21 protein-coding genes and 1 tRNA gene are annotated in these 15,073 nt (G+C 66.1%); 16 read left to right on the top strand and 6 right to left on the bottom strand.

The window, feature by feature from the left end:
* Nucleotides 1-75: 75 nt before the first annotated feature.
* Complete coding sequence (locus tag RSW2DRAFT_RS04120; RefSeq protein WP_008028337.1) at nucleotides 76-945, bottom strand: hypothetical protein; 870 nt, start codon at nucleotides 943-945, stop codon at nucleotides 76-78.
* Nucleotides 946-1,086: 141 nt separating this feature from the next.
* Between RSW2DRAFT_RS04120 and miaB the strand changes: the two genes are divergently transcribed.
* The 3 genes from miaB to RSW2DRAFT_RS04135 all read left to right on the top strand — a co-directional run bounded on the left by miaB (nucleotide 1,087) and on the right by RSW2DRAFT_RS04135 (nucleotide 3,529).
* On the top strand, nucleotides 1,087-2,409 hold the full coding sequence (miaB, locus tag RSW2DRAFT_RS04125; RefSeq protein ID WP_008028339.1) for a tRNA (N6-isopentenyl adenosine(37)-C2)-methylthiotransferase MiaB: 1,323 nt from the start codon (nucleotides 1,087-1,089) through the stop codon (nucleotides 2,407-2,409).
* A gap of 179 nt (nucleotides 2,410-2,588) precedes the next feature.
* Nucleotides 2,589-3,161 carry an OmpA family protein gene (locus RSW2DRAFT_RS04130; protein WP_008028341.1) on the top strand — a complete coding sequence of 191 codons (573 nt, stop codon included), beginning with the start codon at nucleotides 2,589-2,591 and terminating at the stop codon, nucleotides 3,159-3,161.
* Nucleotides 3,162-3,166: 5 nt separating this feature from the next.
* A complete protein-coding gene (locus RSW2DRAFT_RS04135; protein ID WP_008028344.1) occupies nucleotides 3,167-3,529 on the top strand; it encodes a hypothetical protein in 363 nt (120 codons plus the stop codon).
* Between the two features lie 241 nt (nucleotides 3,530-3,770).
* Here RSW2DRAFT_RS04135 and RSW2DRAFT_RS04140 read toward each other — a convergent pair.
* From RSW2DRAFT_RS04140 to RSW2DRAFT_RS04150, 3 genes are all read right to left on the bottom strand, one after another.
* A tRNA-Cys gene (locus RSW2DRAFT_RS04140) sits at nucleotides 3,771-3,844 on the bottom strand.
* Nucleotides 3,799-4,785, bottom strand: coding sequence for a DMT family transporter (locus RSW2DRAFT_RS17110; protein ID WP_008028346.1), 987 nt, complete (start codon nucleotides 4,783-4,785; stop codon nucleotides 3,799-3,801). Before RSW2DRAFT_RS17110 ends, RSW2DRAFT_RS04140 begins: the two co-directional genes overlap by 46 nt.
* The gene (locus tag RSW2DRAFT_RS04150; RefSeq protein ID WP_008028348.1) at nucleotides 4,782-5,669 is read right to left on the bottom strand and encodes a LysR family transcriptional regulator; all 888 of its coding nucleotides are present in this window, start codon (nucleotides 5,667-5,669) and stop codon (nucleotides 4,782-4,784) included. The genes RSW2DRAFT_RS17110 and RSW2DRAFT_RS04150 overlap by 4 nt, the downstream gene beginning before the upstream one ends.
* A gap of 355 nt (nucleotides 5,670-6,024) precedes the next feature.
* Here RSW2DRAFT_RS04150 and ffh point away from each other — a divergent pair, with 355 nt between their 5' ends.
* The 12 genes from ffh to RSW2DRAFT_RS04210 all read left to right on the top strand — a co-directional run bounded on the left by ffh (nucleotide 6,025) and on the right by RSW2DRAFT_RS04210 (nucleotide 13,228).
* The gene (gene ffh / locus RSW2DRAFT_RS04155; RefSeq protein WP_008028351.1) at nucleotides 6,025-7,518 is read left to right on the top strand and encodes a signal recognition particle protein; all 1,494 of its coding nucleotides are present in this window, start codon (nucleotides 6,025-6,027) and stop codon (nucleotides 7,516-7,518) included.
* A complete protein-coding gene (locus RSW2DRAFT_RS04160; RefSeq protein WP_008028353.1) occupies nucleotides 7,515-8,021 on the top strand; it encodes a GNAT family N-acetyltransferase in 507 nt (168 codons plus the stop codon). Before ffh ends, RSW2DRAFT_RS04160 begins: the two co-directional genes overlap by 4 nt.
* Nucleotides 8,018-8,533: a GNAT family N-acetyltransferase gene (locus RSW2DRAFT_RS04165; RefSeq protein WP_008028355.1), complete on the top strand. Its 516-nt coding sequence runs from the start codon at nucleotides 8,018-8,020 to the stop codon at nucleotides 8,531-8,533. The genes RSW2DRAFT_RS04160 and RSW2DRAFT_RS04165 overlap by 4 nt, the downstream gene beginning before the upstream one ends.
* Entirely contained in the window at nucleotides 8,530-8,814 is a 285-nt protein-coding gene (locus tag RSW2DRAFT_RS04170) for a chorismate mutase (protein ID WP_008028357.1), read from the top strand. Before RSW2DRAFT_RS04165 ends, RSW2DRAFT_RS04170 begins: the two co-directional genes overlap by 4 nt.
* Nucleotides 8,815-8,855: 41 nt before the next feature.
* Nucleotides 8,856-9,209, top strand: coding sequence for a 30S ribosomal protein S16 (gene rpsP / locus RSW2DRAFT_RS04175; RefSeq protein WP_008028359.1), 354 nt, complete (start codon nucleotides 8,856-8,858; stop codon nucleotides 9,207-9,209).
* Nucleotides 9,210-9,221: 12 nt separating this feature from the next.
* Nucleotides 9,222-9,854, top strand: coding sequence for a 5,6-dimethylbenzimidazole synthase (gene bluB, locus RSW2DRAFT_RS04180; protein WP_008028361.1), 633 nt, complete (start codon nucleotides 9,222-9,224; stop codon nucleotides 9,852-9,854).
* Entirely contained in the window at nucleotides 9,855-10,358 is a 504-nt protein-coding gene (gene rimM / locus RSW2DRAFT_RS04185; protein ID WP_008028363.1) for a ribosome maturation factor RimM, read from the top strand. It abuts the gene before it with no gap.
* 58 nt (nucleotides 10,359-10,416) lie between these two features.
* A complete protein-coding gene (locus tag RSW2DRAFT_RS17115; protein WP_008028365.1) occupies nucleotides 10,417-11,004 on the top strand; it encodes a hypothetical protein in 588 nt (195 codons plus the stop codon).
* 76 nt (nucleotides 11,005-11,080) lie between these two features.
* Nucleotides 11,081-11,815: a tRNA (guanosine(37)-N1)-methyltransferase TrmD gene (gene trmD, locus RSW2DRAFT_RS04195; RefSeq protein WP_040671612.1), complete on the top strand. Its 735-nt coding sequence runs from the start codon at nucleotides 11,081-11,083 to the stop codon at nucleotides 11,813-11,815.
* A gap of 249 nt (nucleotides 11,816-12,064) precedes the next feature.
* The gene (gene rplS, locus RSW2DRAFT_RS04200; protein WP_008028369.1) at nucleotides 12,065-12,448 is read left to right on the top strand and encodes a 50S ribosomal protein L19; all 384 of its coding nucleotides are present in this window, start codon (nucleotides 12,065-12,067) and stop codon (nucleotides 12,446-12,448) included.
* An 11-nt stretch (nucleotides 12,449-12,459) separates the two neighbouring features.
* On the top strand, nucleotides 12,460-12,681 hold the full coding sequence (gene rpmE / locus RSW2DRAFT_RS04205) for a 50S ribosomal protein L31 (protein WP_008028370.1): 222 nt from the start codon (nucleotides 12,460-12,462) through the stop codon (nucleotides 12,679-12,681).
* A gap of 124 nt (nucleotides 12,682-12,805) precedes the next feature.
* Complete coding sequence (locus tag RSW2DRAFT_RS04210) at nucleotides 12,806-13,228, top strand: hypothetical protein (protein WP_156790627.1); 423 nt, start codon at nucleotides 12,806-12,808, stop codon at nucleotides 13,226-13,228.
* Nucleotides 13,229-13,232: 4 nt separating this feature from the next.
* Here the strand turns inward: RSW2DRAFT_RS04210 and RSW2DRAFT_RS04215 are convergent, their stop codons facing one another.
* Nucleotides 13,233-13,850 carry an NYN domain-containing protein gene (locus RSW2DRAFT_RS04215; RefSeq protein WP_008028376.1) on the bottom strand — a complete coding sequence of 206 codons (618 nt, stop codon included), beginning with the start codon at nucleotides 13,848-13,850 and terminating at the stop codon, nucleotides 13,233-13,235.
* A gap of 184 nt (nucleotides 13,851-14,034) precedes the next feature.
* Here RSW2DRAFT_RS04215 and RSW2DRAFT_RS04220 point away from each other — a divergent pair, with 184 nt between their 5' ends.
* Nucleotides 14,035-14,844 (top strand): division plane positioning ATPase MipZ, encoded by an 810-nt coding sequence (locus RSW2DRAFT_RS04220; RefSeq protein ID WP_008028377.1) that lies wholly within the window; start codon nucleotides 14,035-14,037, stop codon nucleotides 14,842-14,844.
* Here RSW2DRAFT_RS04220 and RSW2DRAFT_RS17810 read toward each other — a convergent pair.
* Nucleotides 14,813-14,965 (bottom strand): hypothetical protein, encoded by a 153-nt coding sequence (locus tag RSW2DRAFT_RS17810; protein ID WP_008028380.1) that lies wholly within the window; start codon nucleotides 14,963-14,965, stop codon nucleotides 14,813-14,815. The genes RSW2DRAFT_RS04220 and RSW2DRAFT_RS17810 overlap by 32 nt on opposite strands.
* Between the last annotated feature and the right edge of the window lie 108 nt (nucleotides 14,966-15,073).

Raw genomic sequence — 15,073 nt, forward strand, 5'->3', positions numbered from 1 at the left:
GGTGCAGGGCACCAAGGCCGGGCGCGCGGGCTCGATGCCCGCAAGCGCGGCGGCTTCTTCCGGCATCGGTAGTCCTCAGAACCACTGCCCCGGCTCCATCAACCCTAGGTCCAGCAGTTGCTGCGAATGCCACTGGAACCCGGTCGAGTTGTGCCAGCGGAAATCGTTGATGTCCCAGCGCGAGCCGGGGTTGGTTTTCAGCGCCTTGGCGGTGCGGAACGAACAGACCGCGGCGGTCAGGTTGTGGTGCCAGGGGCAGGCATAGGTGTTGTATTCCTCGTCGGAAAAGGTGAAATCGGCCCGCAGTTTCAGCCCCGGTTTGGCCTTGAAGATCGAAATGCGGTCGATGCGCCGCTTGCCGGGGGTCACATGTTCCTCGAACCGCCAGCGCAGCCCGCCAAAGAAATCCAGCTGGCGTTCTTTCGGGTGGTTGTGGTTGGCCGCATCGGTGCGCGCCAGCGCGTAATAGCCCGAGCGGTCCAGTTGTGCATCCTCCAGCGACACCGCGTTGGGAAAGCGGTTCAGATCGCCGGCGTAAAGGTCGATGACATAGGTCAGCATGGCGTCGCGGCGTTCCTCGGCGTGGAAGGCCAGCATGTCGCGGATGGTGCGGTTTTCGCAGAACGGAAAGAACAGGTATTCGGCGTTGAAGCAGTAATACAGCCACTGGCCCGGTGCGGCCTCGATCAGCCGGTTCACCGCGTCGGGCAGCGCCTCATCGGCATGCACATCATAGCCGATGCGGTGGACCTTTGCCTCCAGCTCGGCGGGCAGGGCGATCTCGTCGGGGGCCAGCAGCAGCACGGCGGCAAAGCCTGCGCCAAGGTGGTGGCGCAGCGTGGTATCGACCTCGACCGCGTCTTCCGCCATCACGATCGCCAGCGGCCCCTTGGCCAGCACCGCCTTGGCTTCGCTCAGAAACTCGGAAAGCCCCGCGTAGCGCATTACTGACCCTTTGCCTGCCTGCCGGTGTTTTGCGCAGAATCGGGTAAGCAATCCGATAATGCAAGCCCGTGTCGGGGGCTGGCGTTGCCTCGGGGGGCGGTTTTCGCTACAACCCCGGCTTCAGTTGCAACGGGGCGTGCGATGTCGGAAGCCAAGAAGCTGTTCATCAAGACCTATGGCTGCCAGATGAACGTCTATGACAGCGAACGCATGGTCGAGGCGCTGGGGGTCGATGGCTATGTCACCACCGAGGTGGTGGAAGACGCCGACATGGTGCTGATCAACACCTGCCACATCCGCGAGAAGGCCTCGGAAAAGCTGTTCTCGGACCTTGGGCGGCTGAAGCCGTTGAAGGTCGCCAGGCCCGATCTGAAGATTGGCGTGGCCGGCTGCGTGGCGCAGGCCGAGGGCGCCGAGATTTTGCGGCGGATGCCCCTGGTCGATCTGGTGGTGGGGCCGCAAAGCTATCACCGCCTGCCTGCGATGGCGCGGGCGGCGGGGCAGGGCGCGCAGGCGATCGACACCGACTTTCCGGCCGAGGACAAGTTCGACCATCTGCCGCAGCGCAAGGCCCAGCGTGGCCCGGCGGCGTTTCTGACTGTGCAGGAAGGCTGCGACAAGTTCTGCGCCTTCTGCGTGGTGCCCTATACCCGCGGCGCCGAGGTCAGCCGCCCGGTTTCCCGCCTGCTGGCCGAGGCCCGCGATCTGGTGGGGCGCGGCGTGCGCGAGGTCACCCTGTTGGGGCAGAATGTGAACGCCTATCACCATGTGGATGACGCCGGAACCTGGGGTCTGGCGCGGCTGTTGCGCGAGATGGCGCAGATCGACGGGCTGGTGCGGCTGCGCTACATGACCTCGCACCCAAATGACATGGAAGACGACCTGATTGCCGCGCATGGCGACCTGCCCGCTCTGGCGCCCTATCTGCATCTGCCGGTGCAGTCGGGGTCGGACCGGATTTTGCGCGCCATGAACCGCAAGCATACCGCCGCACAGTATCTGGCGCTGGTGGCGCGGGTGCGGGCGGCGCGGCCGGATATCCTGCTGACCTCGGATTTCATCGTGGGCTTTCCGGGCGAGACCGAGGCGGATTTCGAGGCGACGCTGGCGCTGATCCGCGCGGTCAATTTCGGCATGGCCTATTCGTTCAAATATTCCGCCCGTCCCGGCACCCCGGCGGCCGAAAAGCCCGAGGTCGATCCGGCGGTGGCCGACGCCCGGCTGCAACGTCTGCAAGCCTTGCTGACCGCACAGCAGCGGGCGGCGCAGGAGGCCATGGTGGGGCGCGAGGTGTCGGTGCTTTACGAAAAGAAGGGCCGCCTGCCGGGGCAGATGGTGGGAAAATCCGACCACCTGCATGCCGTGCATGTGACCGACCCGCAGGGGGCCGTGGGCGATCTGGTGCGGGTGCGCATTACTGCGGCCTCCAGCAATTCGCTGGCCGGAGAGCCGCTGGCACTTTAAGCTTTGTTTCCATCCCATTGGCAATCATGAGATTCCGCCGCAAACCATAGCAATACACGCAACAATTAGCGTCTGCACCCCGGCAAAGCCCATAGATTCTGCTTTACATCAGACCCTAGTCTGGGCATTTCTGACAGCAAGATGAATGGTTTGTTTATGATCAGGGGGAGTTTCTTCTCGTGGAACGGCGAATTTCCAACACAGTGCGAACGGCCATTGGCGCGCTGGCCCTGACGGTGGGTCTGGCCGGTGCCACCACGGTTGCGGCCCAGACCGGCCCGACCGTGGCCGGCAAGATCGAATGGGGCATGTGGGTCGATGACGACGGCTGCCAGCATTGGTGGGCCGATGGCGGTCTGGAAGGCTACATGCTCGACCGGGTCAATCCGCGCACCGGCAAGCCGGTCTGTCTGAAGAAGAACACCTGTCTGGTGGAAAATACCGACACGCTGTTTGCCACCGACAGCGCCACGCTGACCGCCCATGGCCGCAGTTTCCTGACGCAATTCTTCCAGCAGGCGGGCGCCTTCGGCTATGCCATCTACGGCCATACCGACAGCCGCGCCTCGGATGAATACAACATGCGGCTGTCGCAGCGCCGCGCGGCTTCGGTTGCCAATATCGCCCGTTCGGTGGGGGCAGTGGTCGAACGCGAGATCGGCTTTGGCGAACGTCAGCCGATCGCATCCAACGGCTCGGCGTCCGGCATGCAGCAGAACCGCCGCGTCGAAGTCGTTTGCTACAGGTGGTGACAGATATGACCAAGTTTCTTCTTCCCGGCGCAAGCCTGCTGGTTGCCTCGCTGCTTGCTGGTTGCACCGACGGGCTGACGCCCTATGCACAAAGCCCCGACACGGTGATCGCCACCGCGCATGACCGGGGCCGCGATAGCGGCGTGCTGACCAATGGCAATGCGGCCATCGCCTATGACCCGGATGGCTGCCAGGGCTGGATCATGGATGACGGGGTCGAGGGCTATTCGGGCCGTCGCTTCGACCCGGTGTCGGGCCTGCCGATCTGCAACAACCGCTATCCGCCGGGCACGGTGCTGAAGAATTACCAGACCCAGCATCCGGGCATCACCGACTATGTGCCCAGCGCTGGCCGCGCAAGCAACTGACATTGCGTCAGTGGGATAACAGGGGACCGTTGGGCAACCAGCGGTCCCCTGCTGCATTTGAAGGCCCGGTTTCCGGAACGATCAAGGTGCAGCAGACATGGGCTGCCGCTTGAAATGCCCGACCATTGGCCCCGGTGTCCTTGCGGTTTGCCACATCCTGCCGGCTCAGGTGCCGAACTCCCAGGACCGCATGGGACAGCGGCCCCGAAAGGTCAAAAAGTCAAAGAGATACTGGGAAATCTGGAGGCGGGTACCGGAATCGAACCGGTCTACTCGGATTTGCAATCCGGTGCATAGCCTGCCTGCCCACCCGCCGTCCTGGGCGCTTCATTAGGATTTCCGTCCTGCGCCGTCAAGCGGTGATCAACCCGGGTTTCGTCCTTCAGCAGCAGCCACAAGGCCAACAGGCAAAGCCCGATGCCCCCCAACACCAAGGCGGGCGGGGCGGGATGGCCCAAGGCTGTCTGCCACAGGATCACCCAGGCGGGCGTCAGATAGGTATAGGCCATCACCTTGGCCGCAGGCAGCCGCAGCGCCGCGTATTGCAGCAGCACGAAGGTCATCGCACTGGCCGCCACCGAGACATAAAGCAGCGTCACCCAGACGATCCCCGGCAGCGCCGTCCAGTCGGTGGCCAGCACGTCGCGCCAGCCCCAGGCCAGCAGCACCGCGAACCCCGCCACCATCATGCCGAAGGTGAACACCAGTGCGGGCTCGCCGCGGTTCAGCTTGCGCACCATTGGCGCGTAAATGGCATGCGCGGCACAGCCCCAGAAATAGATCACCTCGCCTTGGCCGATCTGCAGCCGCAGCAGGCTGGCGATGTCGCCGCGAAAGATAACCCAAAGCGCCCCCGCCGCCCCCACGGCCAATGCGAGGGCCATCCGCGCCGTGGTGATCTGGCGCAGCAGCAACCAGCCGAACCCCGCCGCCATCAGCGGTGTCAGGGTGAACACGGCGGCGGTGGAGACGGCCGAGGCGGTCTTCAACCCCTCGAACATCAGCACGAAATAAATGGCCAGCAAACTGCCCAGCACCAGATAGCGCCAGGGCGCAACCCAGGCGCTGCGTGGCAACCCGCAGGTCGCCAAAGCCGCCGCCCCCACCAGCGCCCCGGCGATGGCAAAACGCACCACCGTCAGGGCGGCGGGGGCGATCAGCGGTGCCGCCAGCGCCCCCAGCGAGAACGACCCCGCCACCAGCGCCGAAAACGCCAGCATCGCCAGATGGCCACGCGGACCGGGCGACAGGCTCATATGTTGGCCCAGCCCGCCGCCGCCTGTTTCAGATGCGCGAGGAAGCTTTGCACCTTCAGCGTGCGGTGCAGATCGACATGGGTGACGATCCACAGATGCCCCGCCCAATCGGGGCGCGGCGGCAACACCTCGACCAGATCGGGGTCGCCTGCGGCCAGATAGACCGACATGAACCCCAGCCCCGCCCCGGCCCGCACCGCCGCCTCCAGCCCGGCCGGCTCGCTGGCGCGGTAGGTGATGGCCTCTGGCGGCACCGAGTCCTGCAGCCAGCGCTGGAACGGCGCGCGGCTCAGCGCGTTGTCGGCGGCGATGAAGTGGTGCCCGGCAAGGTCAGCCTCGCCCGCGGGCAGGCCATGCGCCGCAATATAGCTGCGGGCGGCATAAAGCCCGGTGCGGATGCGCACCAAAGGTTGCACCACATTGTCTGGCTCCTCGGGCGACGCCCCGGCGCGGATCGCCACATGAGCCTCGCCATAGTCCAGCCGAAACAGCCGCATGTCGGTCAGGAACCGCACCGTCAGCCCTGGATGCAGGGCCTGAAACCCCGCCAGCACCGGGGTCAGCAGCCCCGCGATGCCGGAGATCGAGGTCACCACCAACTCGCCCGAGACTGTCTCGCCCTGCCCCTTGATCCGGCTGGCCAACTGGTTGAACTGCTCTTCGGTGGCCTGCGCCACGCCCAGCAGGTCGCGCCCGGCCTCGGTCGGGGTATAGCCGCGGGCATGACGCTGGAACAACCGCGCCCCCAGCCGCTTTTCCAGCGCGTCGATATGGCGGATCACCGTGGCATGATGCACCCCCAGCACCTCGGCGGCGCCCGAAACCGTGCCCATCCGGGCCACCTGAAAGGCGGTGCGGATCTCGTCCCAGGTCTCGATGCTCATGGCGGCCCCCTGTGCTATCGTCTGCGAGTTTAGCCGCTGCCCCCGCCGCCACAACCGGCTTCTTCATGGCTTCATCTGTTGAAAAATATCCCCGCCGGAGGCTCCTGCGGAAGGGCCGGGTGCCTCCGGCGGGGATATTTGAGAACAGATGAAAGCCAAGGGAGAGTGGCGGCACTTGACTCTGGCGGCGCTTGGCACTACCCGCAGGGCCATTCCGGAGGTCTGTCATGCCTTCGGTCCCCGGCCGGACCGGGGATCGCCACCCATCAGCGCGTTGCGCCCATGGGTGACGTTGGCGTTTGAGGCGCGCCGGTCAGGTCCGGGGCAGGGCAACCGGGTTTGCGGGAGACGGGCGATGTTTGAGAATCTTTCCGAACGCTTGGGCTCGGTGTTCGAGCGGCTGACCAAGCAGGGCGCGCTGTCCGATGCCGACGTGGCCACCGCCCTGCGCGAGGTGCGGGTGGCGCTGCTGGAGGCCGACGTGTCCCTGCCGGTGGCGCGCGATTTCGTGGCCGCCGTGCAGGCCAAGGCCACCGGCCAGTCGGTGACCAAATCCGTCACCCCCGGCCAGCAGGTCGTCAAGATCGTGCATGACGAGCTGATCCGGGTGCTGGCGGGCGATGGCCCGGCGGATGCGCTGAAGATTGACAACCCGCCGGCCTGCGTGCTGATGGTCGGTCTGCAAGGCTCGGGCAAGACCACCACCACCGCCAAATTGGCCAAGCGGCTGCACGACAAGCAGGGCAAGCGGGTGCTGCTGGCCAGCCTTGACACCAACCGCCCCGCCGCGATGGAGCAGTTGCAGATTCTGGCAGCGCAGGTCGGCGTGGACAGCCTGCCGATCGTCAAGGGCGAATCCGCCACCCAGATCGCCAAGCGCGCCAAGGCGCAGGCCACCATGGGCGGCTATGACGTGCTGTTTCTGGATACCGCAGGCCGGTTGCACATCGACGAGGCCCTGATGGCCGAAGTGCAGGCGGTGCGCGACATCGCCCAGCCGCGCGAGACCCTGCTGGTGGTCGATGGCCTGACCGGGCAGGACGCGGTCAACGTTGCCACCGAGTTTGACGGCAAGGTTGGCATCACCGGCGTCGTGCTGACCCGGATGGACGGCGACGGTCGCGGCGGCGCGGCGCTTTCCATGCGCGCGGTCACCGGCAAGCCCATCCGTTTCGTCGGCATGGGCGAGAAGATGGATGCGCTGGAAACCTTTGAACCCGACCGGGTTGCGGGGCGCATCCTTGGCATGGGCGACATCGTGGCCCTGGTCGAAAAGGCGCAGGAAAACTTCGAGGCCGAGCAGGCCGAGCGGATGATGAAGCGGTTCCAGAAGGGTCTGTTCAACATGAACGACCTGAAATCGCAGCTGGAGCAGATGCTGAAGATGGGCGGCATGCAGGGGTTGATGGGCATGTTGCCGGGCATGGGCAAGATGCAGAAGGCGGCACAGGATGCCGGTTTCGACGACAAGATGCTGCGCCGCCAGATCGCGCTGATCAACTCGATGACCAAGAAGGAACGCGCCAACCCGGACCTGTTGGCGGCCAGCCGCAAGAAGCGGATCGCCGCCGGGTCGGGGCTGGATGTGTCGGACCTGAACCGCCTGCTGAAGCAGCACAAGCAGATGGCCGACATGATGAAGAAGATGGGCAAGGGCGGCATGATGAAGGCCGCGATGAAGCAGATGATGGGCAAGGGCGGGCTGCCTGATCCCAGCAAGATGAACCCCGAGCAGTTGGAAGAGGCCGCGAAAGCGATGAAATCCGGCATCGGCGGCGGCATGGGGATGCCCAAGGGGCTGACGCTGCCGCAGGGGCTTTCGGGCTTTGGTTTCGGCAAGAAGAAATGACCGCACCCAGCCTGCAAACCGCGCGCCTGACGCTGCGCATGCCGGTGCTGGCCGATTTCGGCCCGCGCGCCGATTTCTATGCGTCGGGGCGCTCGGTCTGGGAGGGCGGGCCGGTTGACCGGCGCCAGGCATGGCGGCTTTGGGCGTCAGAGGTCGGTCAATGGCCGCTACTGGGCTTCGGGCCGTTTTCGGTCGATGACCGGGTAAGCGGCGCCTATCTGGGCGAGGTCGGCATCTATCAGCCCGAGGGCTACCCCGAGCCGGAGCTTGGCTGGTTCGTGGTGCCGGCGGCCGAGGGCAGGGGCATCGCCACCGAGGCCGCCCGCGCCGTGATGCTCTGGGCGCGGCAGACCCATGGCTGGGACCGGCTGGTGAACTACATCGCACCCGGCAATGCGCGGTCGATCGCGCTGGCGCTGCGGCTGGGCGGGGTGCGCGCCGATCTGCCGGGGGTCGATGCCGGTGACCTGGTGCTTGCCCATGACCTGCGGGGGCTGGCATGAGCCTGGCTTTCCATATTCCCACGCTGGCCACCGAACGGCTGCGCTTGCGTGAACCGCACGAAAGCGATCTGGACGCGATGGCGGCGTTTGGCGCTGGCCCCCGCAGCCATTTCATCGGCGGGCCGCAGGGGCGGCGCGATGCCTGGCGCGGGCTGCTGGCCAATATCGGCCATTGGGCGCTGCGCGGCTATGGCTTCTGGTCGGTGGACACGGCGCAGGGCGATTTCGTCGGTCGGGTCGGGGTGATCTTTCACGATGGCTGGCCGGAACCCGAACTGGCCTGGCATCTGTTCGACGGTTTTGAAGGCCGGGGTTACGCCCATGAGGCGGCGCTGGCGGCGCGGGCCGATGCCAAGACCCGGCTGGGCCTCGGGCCGCTGATCTCGATGATCGACCCGGAAAACGCCCGCTCGATCGCGCTGGCCACCCGGCTTGGCGCGCGGCTGGAGCGCACCGATCCGGGCGAGCGCAAGCCCTTCCACATCTTTCGCCACCCGGAGGCCGTGCAATGACCGACGCCGCCAACCTGCTGAAAGACCACCGCGACAGCATCGACCGGCTGGACGCGATCCTGCTTTACACGCTGGCCGAACGCTTCAAGCAGACCCAGGCCGTGGGGCGGCTGAAGGCCGAACATGGTCTGCCGCCCTCGGATCCCGCGCGCGAGGCCCGGCAGATCGCCCGGCTGGAGGCGCTGTCGAAAGAAGCCGACCTCGACCCCGAATTTGCCCGCAAATTCCTGACCTTCATCATCTCTGAAGTCATCAGGCATCACGAAAAACTGCAGAAATAGCCGCGCGCCGCGTGGTTCAACCCAACCCAAGGAGACTACATATGTCGATGAAAATCCGTCTGGCCCGTGGCGGCAGCAAGAAGCGCCCGTTCTATTCCGTCGTCGCCACCGACAGCCGCATGCCGCGCGACGGCCGCTTTCTGGAAAAGCTGGGCACCTACAACCCGCTGCTGGCCAAGGACAGCGAAGACCGCATCAAGCTGAACCTGGAGCGGGTGCAATACTGGCTGGGTCAGGGCGCGCAGCCGACCGACCGGGTGGCGCGTTTCCTGGAAGCCGCTGGCGTGATGGCGAAAACCGTGCGTAACAACCCGAAATCCGCCGTCCCCGGCAAGCGCATGGCGGAAATGGCGGCCAAGAAAGCGGCCCGCGCCGCGGCTCCGGCCGAAGAATAAGCGGGGGCTGCCGTGGACGGCAGCTATTCGGCCGATTTCAGGGCGGAACTTGCCGATCTGATGCGGTGGCGGCGCGACGTGCGCCGTTTCCGCACCGATCCGGTGCCGGCGGCGGTGCTGGAGCGCTGTCTTGCCGCCTTCCGGCTGGCCCCTTCGGTGGGGCTGTCGGAACCCTGGCGGCTGATTTCGGTGCAAAGCCCCGTCGCCCGTGCGGCGGCGCTGGAGAATTTCAGGGCGGCCAATGCGCAGGCTTTGGCGGGCTATGCCGATGAAAAGGCGCAGCTTTATACGCGGCTGAAGCTATCGGGCATGGCCGAGGCACCGGTGCAACTGGCGGTGTTCTGCGATGACGCCACGCCGCAGGGTGCGGGGCTGGGGGCGGCAACCATGCCCGAAACCCGGGCCTATTCGGTGGTGGGCGCCATCAGCCTTTTCTGGCTGGCGGCACGCGCCGAAGGGCTGGGGGTGGGCTGGGTGTCGGTGCTGGACGCGGACCAACTGACCCGCGATCTGGCGGTGTCCGCGGGCTGGAAGCTGGTTGCCTATCTTTGCGTCGGCTGGCCAGAGCAAGTGCTGGACACGCCCGAGCTGGAAATCGTCGGCTGGGAAAAGCGCCAGCCTGCGCTGTGGCTGGAGGAACGCTGAATGACCGACCGCATCTGTGTGGGCGCAATTGCCGGATCCTTCGGGGTCAAGGGCGAGGTGCGGCTGAAATCGTTCTGTTCGGACCCCGAGGCGATTGCCGGTTACGGCCCGCTTTTCACCGAGGATGGCACGCGGCAGTTCAGCGTGAAACTGACCCGGCCGGTGGCGGGCGGTCTTGGCGCGCGGCTTTCCGGCGTGGCCACCAAGGAAGAGGCCGATGCCCTGCGCGGCACCAGCCTTTATGTTGACAAGACCCGGCTGCCCAAATTGCCGGATGACGAGTTCTACCATGCCGACCTGATCGGGATGGAGGTGCGCGACACCGGCGGCGTGCTGCTGGGCCGGGTGCAGGCGGTGCATAACCACGGCGCGGGCGACCTGCTGGAAATTGCGGGCGCGGGGCTGAAAGAGCCGATCCTGCTGCCCTTCACGCTGGCGGTGGTGCCGACGGTCGATCTGGTCGCAGGCCGGATCGTCGTTGATCTGCCCGAAGTGCTGGACTAGCGCCGCATCTCGCGGCACTGTGGTCGCCAAAACGGGCCAGAACGGGACAGTGAAAATCATGCAAAATCGGCTTCGCTTGCTGAGGGGCGCCAACGCGCTGTTGTATTTCGGGCCGCTGCTGGCGGGACTGGGCGGCTTTGGCTGGCCGGTGGTGCCGGTGTTCGTGGTGATCTTCATGCTGTGGCTGGTGATCCTGAAGCCGCAGGAATGGCCGCGCAGCATGGCCGAATGGTCACAGCCGGAAACCCTGGTGGCGCTGGCGGCGCGCGGGGCGGTGCAGTTGTTGCTGGTGCTGGTCAGCTTTGGCATCGGTCGCGGTCTGGGCGGGGTGACCGGGGCGCTGCCGAACCTGCCGACCATGCTGCCGATCGCGATTTCCTTCCTGTCGATCCCGCTGGCGCGGATGATCTGGGACCCCTGGACGATGACGCGGATCGCGGCCCCGGAAACGGTGGCACCAGAGGCGCCCGACGCCGACCCGGCAGCCCGGAAAAAGGATTATACCGTGGCACCCGTCATGGTTCCGGATGCGGACAACGCCGACTGTCCGGCTCCGGGGCCCGTTCTGGCCGATGCGCTTTGCGCCGACAGCCCGGCCAGCAGCGGCGATACTGGTGGCGATTCGGGCAGCAGCAGTGCCGATTGACCCACCCGAACGCGCGGCCAGGGGCAAGTCACACGGGCGGCTGAGCATCTCGGCCTCGTTGCAGCCGCGCGATCTGATGGCGCCGCAGCGGGTCAAGGGCGCCTGGACCGCCCGCGTCATCACCCTGTTCCCCGAGGCGTTTCCCGGCACGCTGGGCCTGAGCCTGACCGGCAAGGCGCAGGATCTGGGGCTTTGGGCGCTGGAGACCTTTGATCTGCGCCCCTTCGGCATCGGCAAGCACAAGAATGTCGATGACAACCCGGCGGGTGGCGGGGCCGGCATGGTGCTGCGGGCCGATGTGGTGGCGGCGGCGCTGGATCAGGCGTCCATCGGCACGCCCACCGACCGCAAACGCTGGCCGGTGATCTACCTTTCGCCGCGCGGCACGCCGTTTTCGCAAGCCATGGCTCACACGTGGGCGGCGGCGGATGGGGTCACGCTGCTGTGCGGCCGCTTTGAAGGCGTCGATCAGCGGGTGCTGGACGCCTATGACATCACCGAGGTCAGCCTGGGCGACTTCGTGCTGACCGGCGGCGAGATCGCGGCGCAGGCGATGCTGGATGCCACGGTGCGGCTGCTGCCGGGCGTGCTGGGCAATCAGGCCTCGACCGAGGAGGAATCCTTTTCCACCGGCCTGCTGGAATTTCCGCAATACACCCGCCCGACCGTCTGGGCCGACCGCCCGATCCCGGATGTGCTGCAATCGGGCCACCACGCCGAGATCGCCAAATGGCGGCAGGCGCAGTCGGAGGCGATCACCCGGGAAAGGCGCCCCGACCTGTGGGCCGCCCATCAGCGCCGCAAGCCCTGAACACTTGACCGGGGCCCCGCCGCCGCCTATACGCCGCCTGTCCGGGGCTCGCATGCCCATCGGACCCGATTCCTTTTGGCCGATGTGCCTGCCTGCTTCGTCAGGCGTGGTTTGGAAGGGGCGGTTTACAGAACGCAGGTGCCATCTCTGGCGGGCTTGCCCTTTTTGGGCCGGGACCCGATCGAAGACCGGAAGCTCTGGCGCGGCATCACTTCGGGGGCAAACCCTGAGCATTGGAAAGGACCAGGCATGAACCTGATCGAACAACTCGAGGCGGAACAGATCGCCGCCCTCGGCAAGACCATCCCCGATTTCAAGGCCGGCGACACCGTCAAGGTCGGCTACAAGGTGACCGAAGGCACGCGCAGCCGCGTGCAGGCCTATGAGGGCGTCGTGATCGGCCGCAAGGGCGGCGCCACGATTTCCGCCAGCTTCACCGTGCGCAAGATCTCGTTCGGCGAGGGCGTGGAACGGGTGTTCCCGCTGTATTCGACCAACATCGACAGCATCGAAGTGGTCCGCCGTGGCCGCGTGCGCCGCGCCAAGCTGTATTACCTGCGCACCCGTCGCGGCAAATCGGCCCGGATCACCGAAGACACCAATTACAAAGCCAAAAACGGCGCCAGCGCGTAAGGACCGGGACCATGAAAAAAGGCATCCACCCCGACTATCACTTCATCGACGTCAAGATGACCGATGGCACCGTGTTCAAGACCCGCTCGACCTGGGGCAAAGAGGGCCAGCAGATGGCGCTGGAGATCGACCCGACCGTGCACCCGGCATGGACCGGCGGCTCGGCCAAGCTGATGGACACCGGCGGCCGCGTGTCGAAGTTCAAGAACAAATACGCAGGCCTGGGGTTCTGAGAACCAAGGCACGGCAGGAATGGGGGCGCATCTTCGGGTGCGCCCTTTTTGCTGGGCGATGCCTGCGGGCGCCGGTCACGCAGATTTCATTTCCGTCCTGACGGGATGCGCGCATGCTTTCACCATGCGCACCCTGCTTCTGAGCCTTTGCCTTGCCAGCCCCGCCACGGCACAGACCGTGTTCGAGCGGGCTGCGGGAACCTATGGCTCGGCCAGCGATCCGGCGCTGTCCTGTGCCAGCAACCCGCATACCCTGTCGTTCGAGCAAAGCCCGCCGCATGCGATCTTTCGCTGGAACGTGCCACGCCCCGACCCCGATGGCCGGATCAGCCATGAAGACATCTTCGATCTGCGCGGCAGCACCGACACTACCCTGTCGATGCAGCGCGAGGGCGAGGCGCGGTTGCCGGAAACCGGCCGCCGCCCGACCTGGATATTGCGGCTGACAGCGAACCCCGCGGGCTATTGCTGGGGGCGGCAGGATTGGCCACTGGTGCGTTGCGTGAACCCGGCGGTCAGGTGCGACAGCGAAACGCCGACCTCGTGACGCTTCAAGCGTCCAGCCACAGCTTGCCGTCGCGGTAGCCGCCGCGCAGCACATGGCCGGGGGTCAGCACTTCGGGGTAGGTTTCGGCCCAGTCGCGGTAGCGGTCGTTGCTGACCACGCGGGCGCCAAGATCGCGGGCGGCGGCCAGAATCGTCGGGTCGGCGGGGGTGCCTTTGGCGACCACCATCACCCGTTCCTCGGGCAGGCCCAGCAGCCGCCCCAGCGCGCCATCGTGCTGATAGCTGCCGGTGATCTTGTAGCCGGCGTTGGCGTCGAACACCACGCCGGGGGCATAGCCAAGGCCGGTCAGGTGCTTGACCACCTCTTGCACCGTGCCGATCTGCGGCACCTCGTCCTTCCAGTGCATGACGTTCGAGCCGTCGATCACGATCCATTTCGGCGCCGCATTGGCAGGCTGGCGCGACCGGATAGACGGCTTTCGCGCGGCCCGCGGCTTTTCCGGCGCTTTCGCCGGGCGGCGCAACCAGCCTTGCAGCAGCAGGATCAGGCTGGCCAGCGCGCAAGGCCCCGCCAGCAGCAGCAAATCCGACATTCCGGGCAGCGCAAGGGCTGCAACAATCCCCGCAAGTGCGGCAAGCAATAGGATAAAGGGCACAATCATCAGGCGAGCCTAGCGTGGCGTCCAAGGCCTGCCAAGAGCCTCGCTCCCGCCACGGCTGACCACTTTCGCCGCATCCTCCCCCTTGCGCAACGCCCCTTCCTTCGGTAGCCCCTTCCCCCTATCGTGACGGTGCGCCGTGTGGCGCAGGGGACGACGCGCCAAAGGCGCAGGGGCGGAGTGGGACGTGGCGCATATCATCGTGGTCGGCAACGAAAAGGGCGGGTCGGGGAAATCGACCACCTGCATGCATGTGGCCACGGCACTGGCGCGGATGGGCCACAAGGTCGGCGCGCTGGACCTTGATCTGCGGCAGCGCAGCTTTGGCCGCTATATCGAGAATCGCCGGGCCTATCTTGACCGGGCCGGGCTGAACCTCGCGACGCCCGACTACCGCGAACTGCCCGAAGCGGTGGCCAGCGATCTGGCGCCGGGCGAGAATCCCTATGACCACCGGTTGTCGGCGGCGGTCGGCGCGTTGGAGCCGATCTGCGATTTCATCGTGATCGACTGCCCCGGCAGCCATACCCGTCTGAGCCAGGTGGCCCATTCGCTGGCCGACACGCTGATCACGCCGCTGAACGACAGTTTCGTCGATTTCGACCTGCTGGCGCGGATGGATCTGGAAACCGGGCGGGTCAAGGGTCCGTCGATCTATGCCGAAATGGTGTGGAACGCCCGGCAGTTGCGCGCGCAAGCCGGGTTGAAGCCGATCGACTGGATCGTGCTGCGCAACCGCCTTGGGGCGCAGCAGATGCACAACAAGAAGAAGGTCGGCGCGGCTTTGGAAGAGCTGTCCCGGCGCATCGGTTTCCGCGTGGCGCCGGGGTTTTCCGAACGGGTGATCTTTCGCGAGCTGTTCCCGCGCGGGTTGACGCTGCTCGATCTGAAAGACACCGGGGTGGACCAGTTGAACCTTTCCAACATCGCGGCCCGGCAGGAGGTGCGCGATCTGCTGCGGGAACTCAGGCTTCCGGGTGTGGCCGTAGATTTCTGAACAGCTGCCAGGTCGGATCGCTGCGGCGGCCCCGCATGGCGTTCAGCCGCAGATCGAAGGCGTCGGGCTGCGGCGTTTCGGTGGTCTTGAAGCGTGCCAGAAGCTTGGTCACGAACTGCATGGCGTCTCTCCCTCGGTGCTGTTGAGATAAATTTGCGCCAGATCGGGGCGAAACTGCGGCACCCATGCGGGGAAGCTGTGCCCTTGCCGTGGCGCGGCGAAACAATCG

It is taken from the genome of Rhodobacter ferrooxidans, assembly GCF_000176015.1.
In the GTDB taxonomy this organism is placed as follows: Bacteria; Pseudomonadota; Alphaproteobacteria; order Rhodobacterales; family Rhodobacteraceae; genus Pseudorhodobacter_B; species Pseudorhodobacter_B ferrooxidans.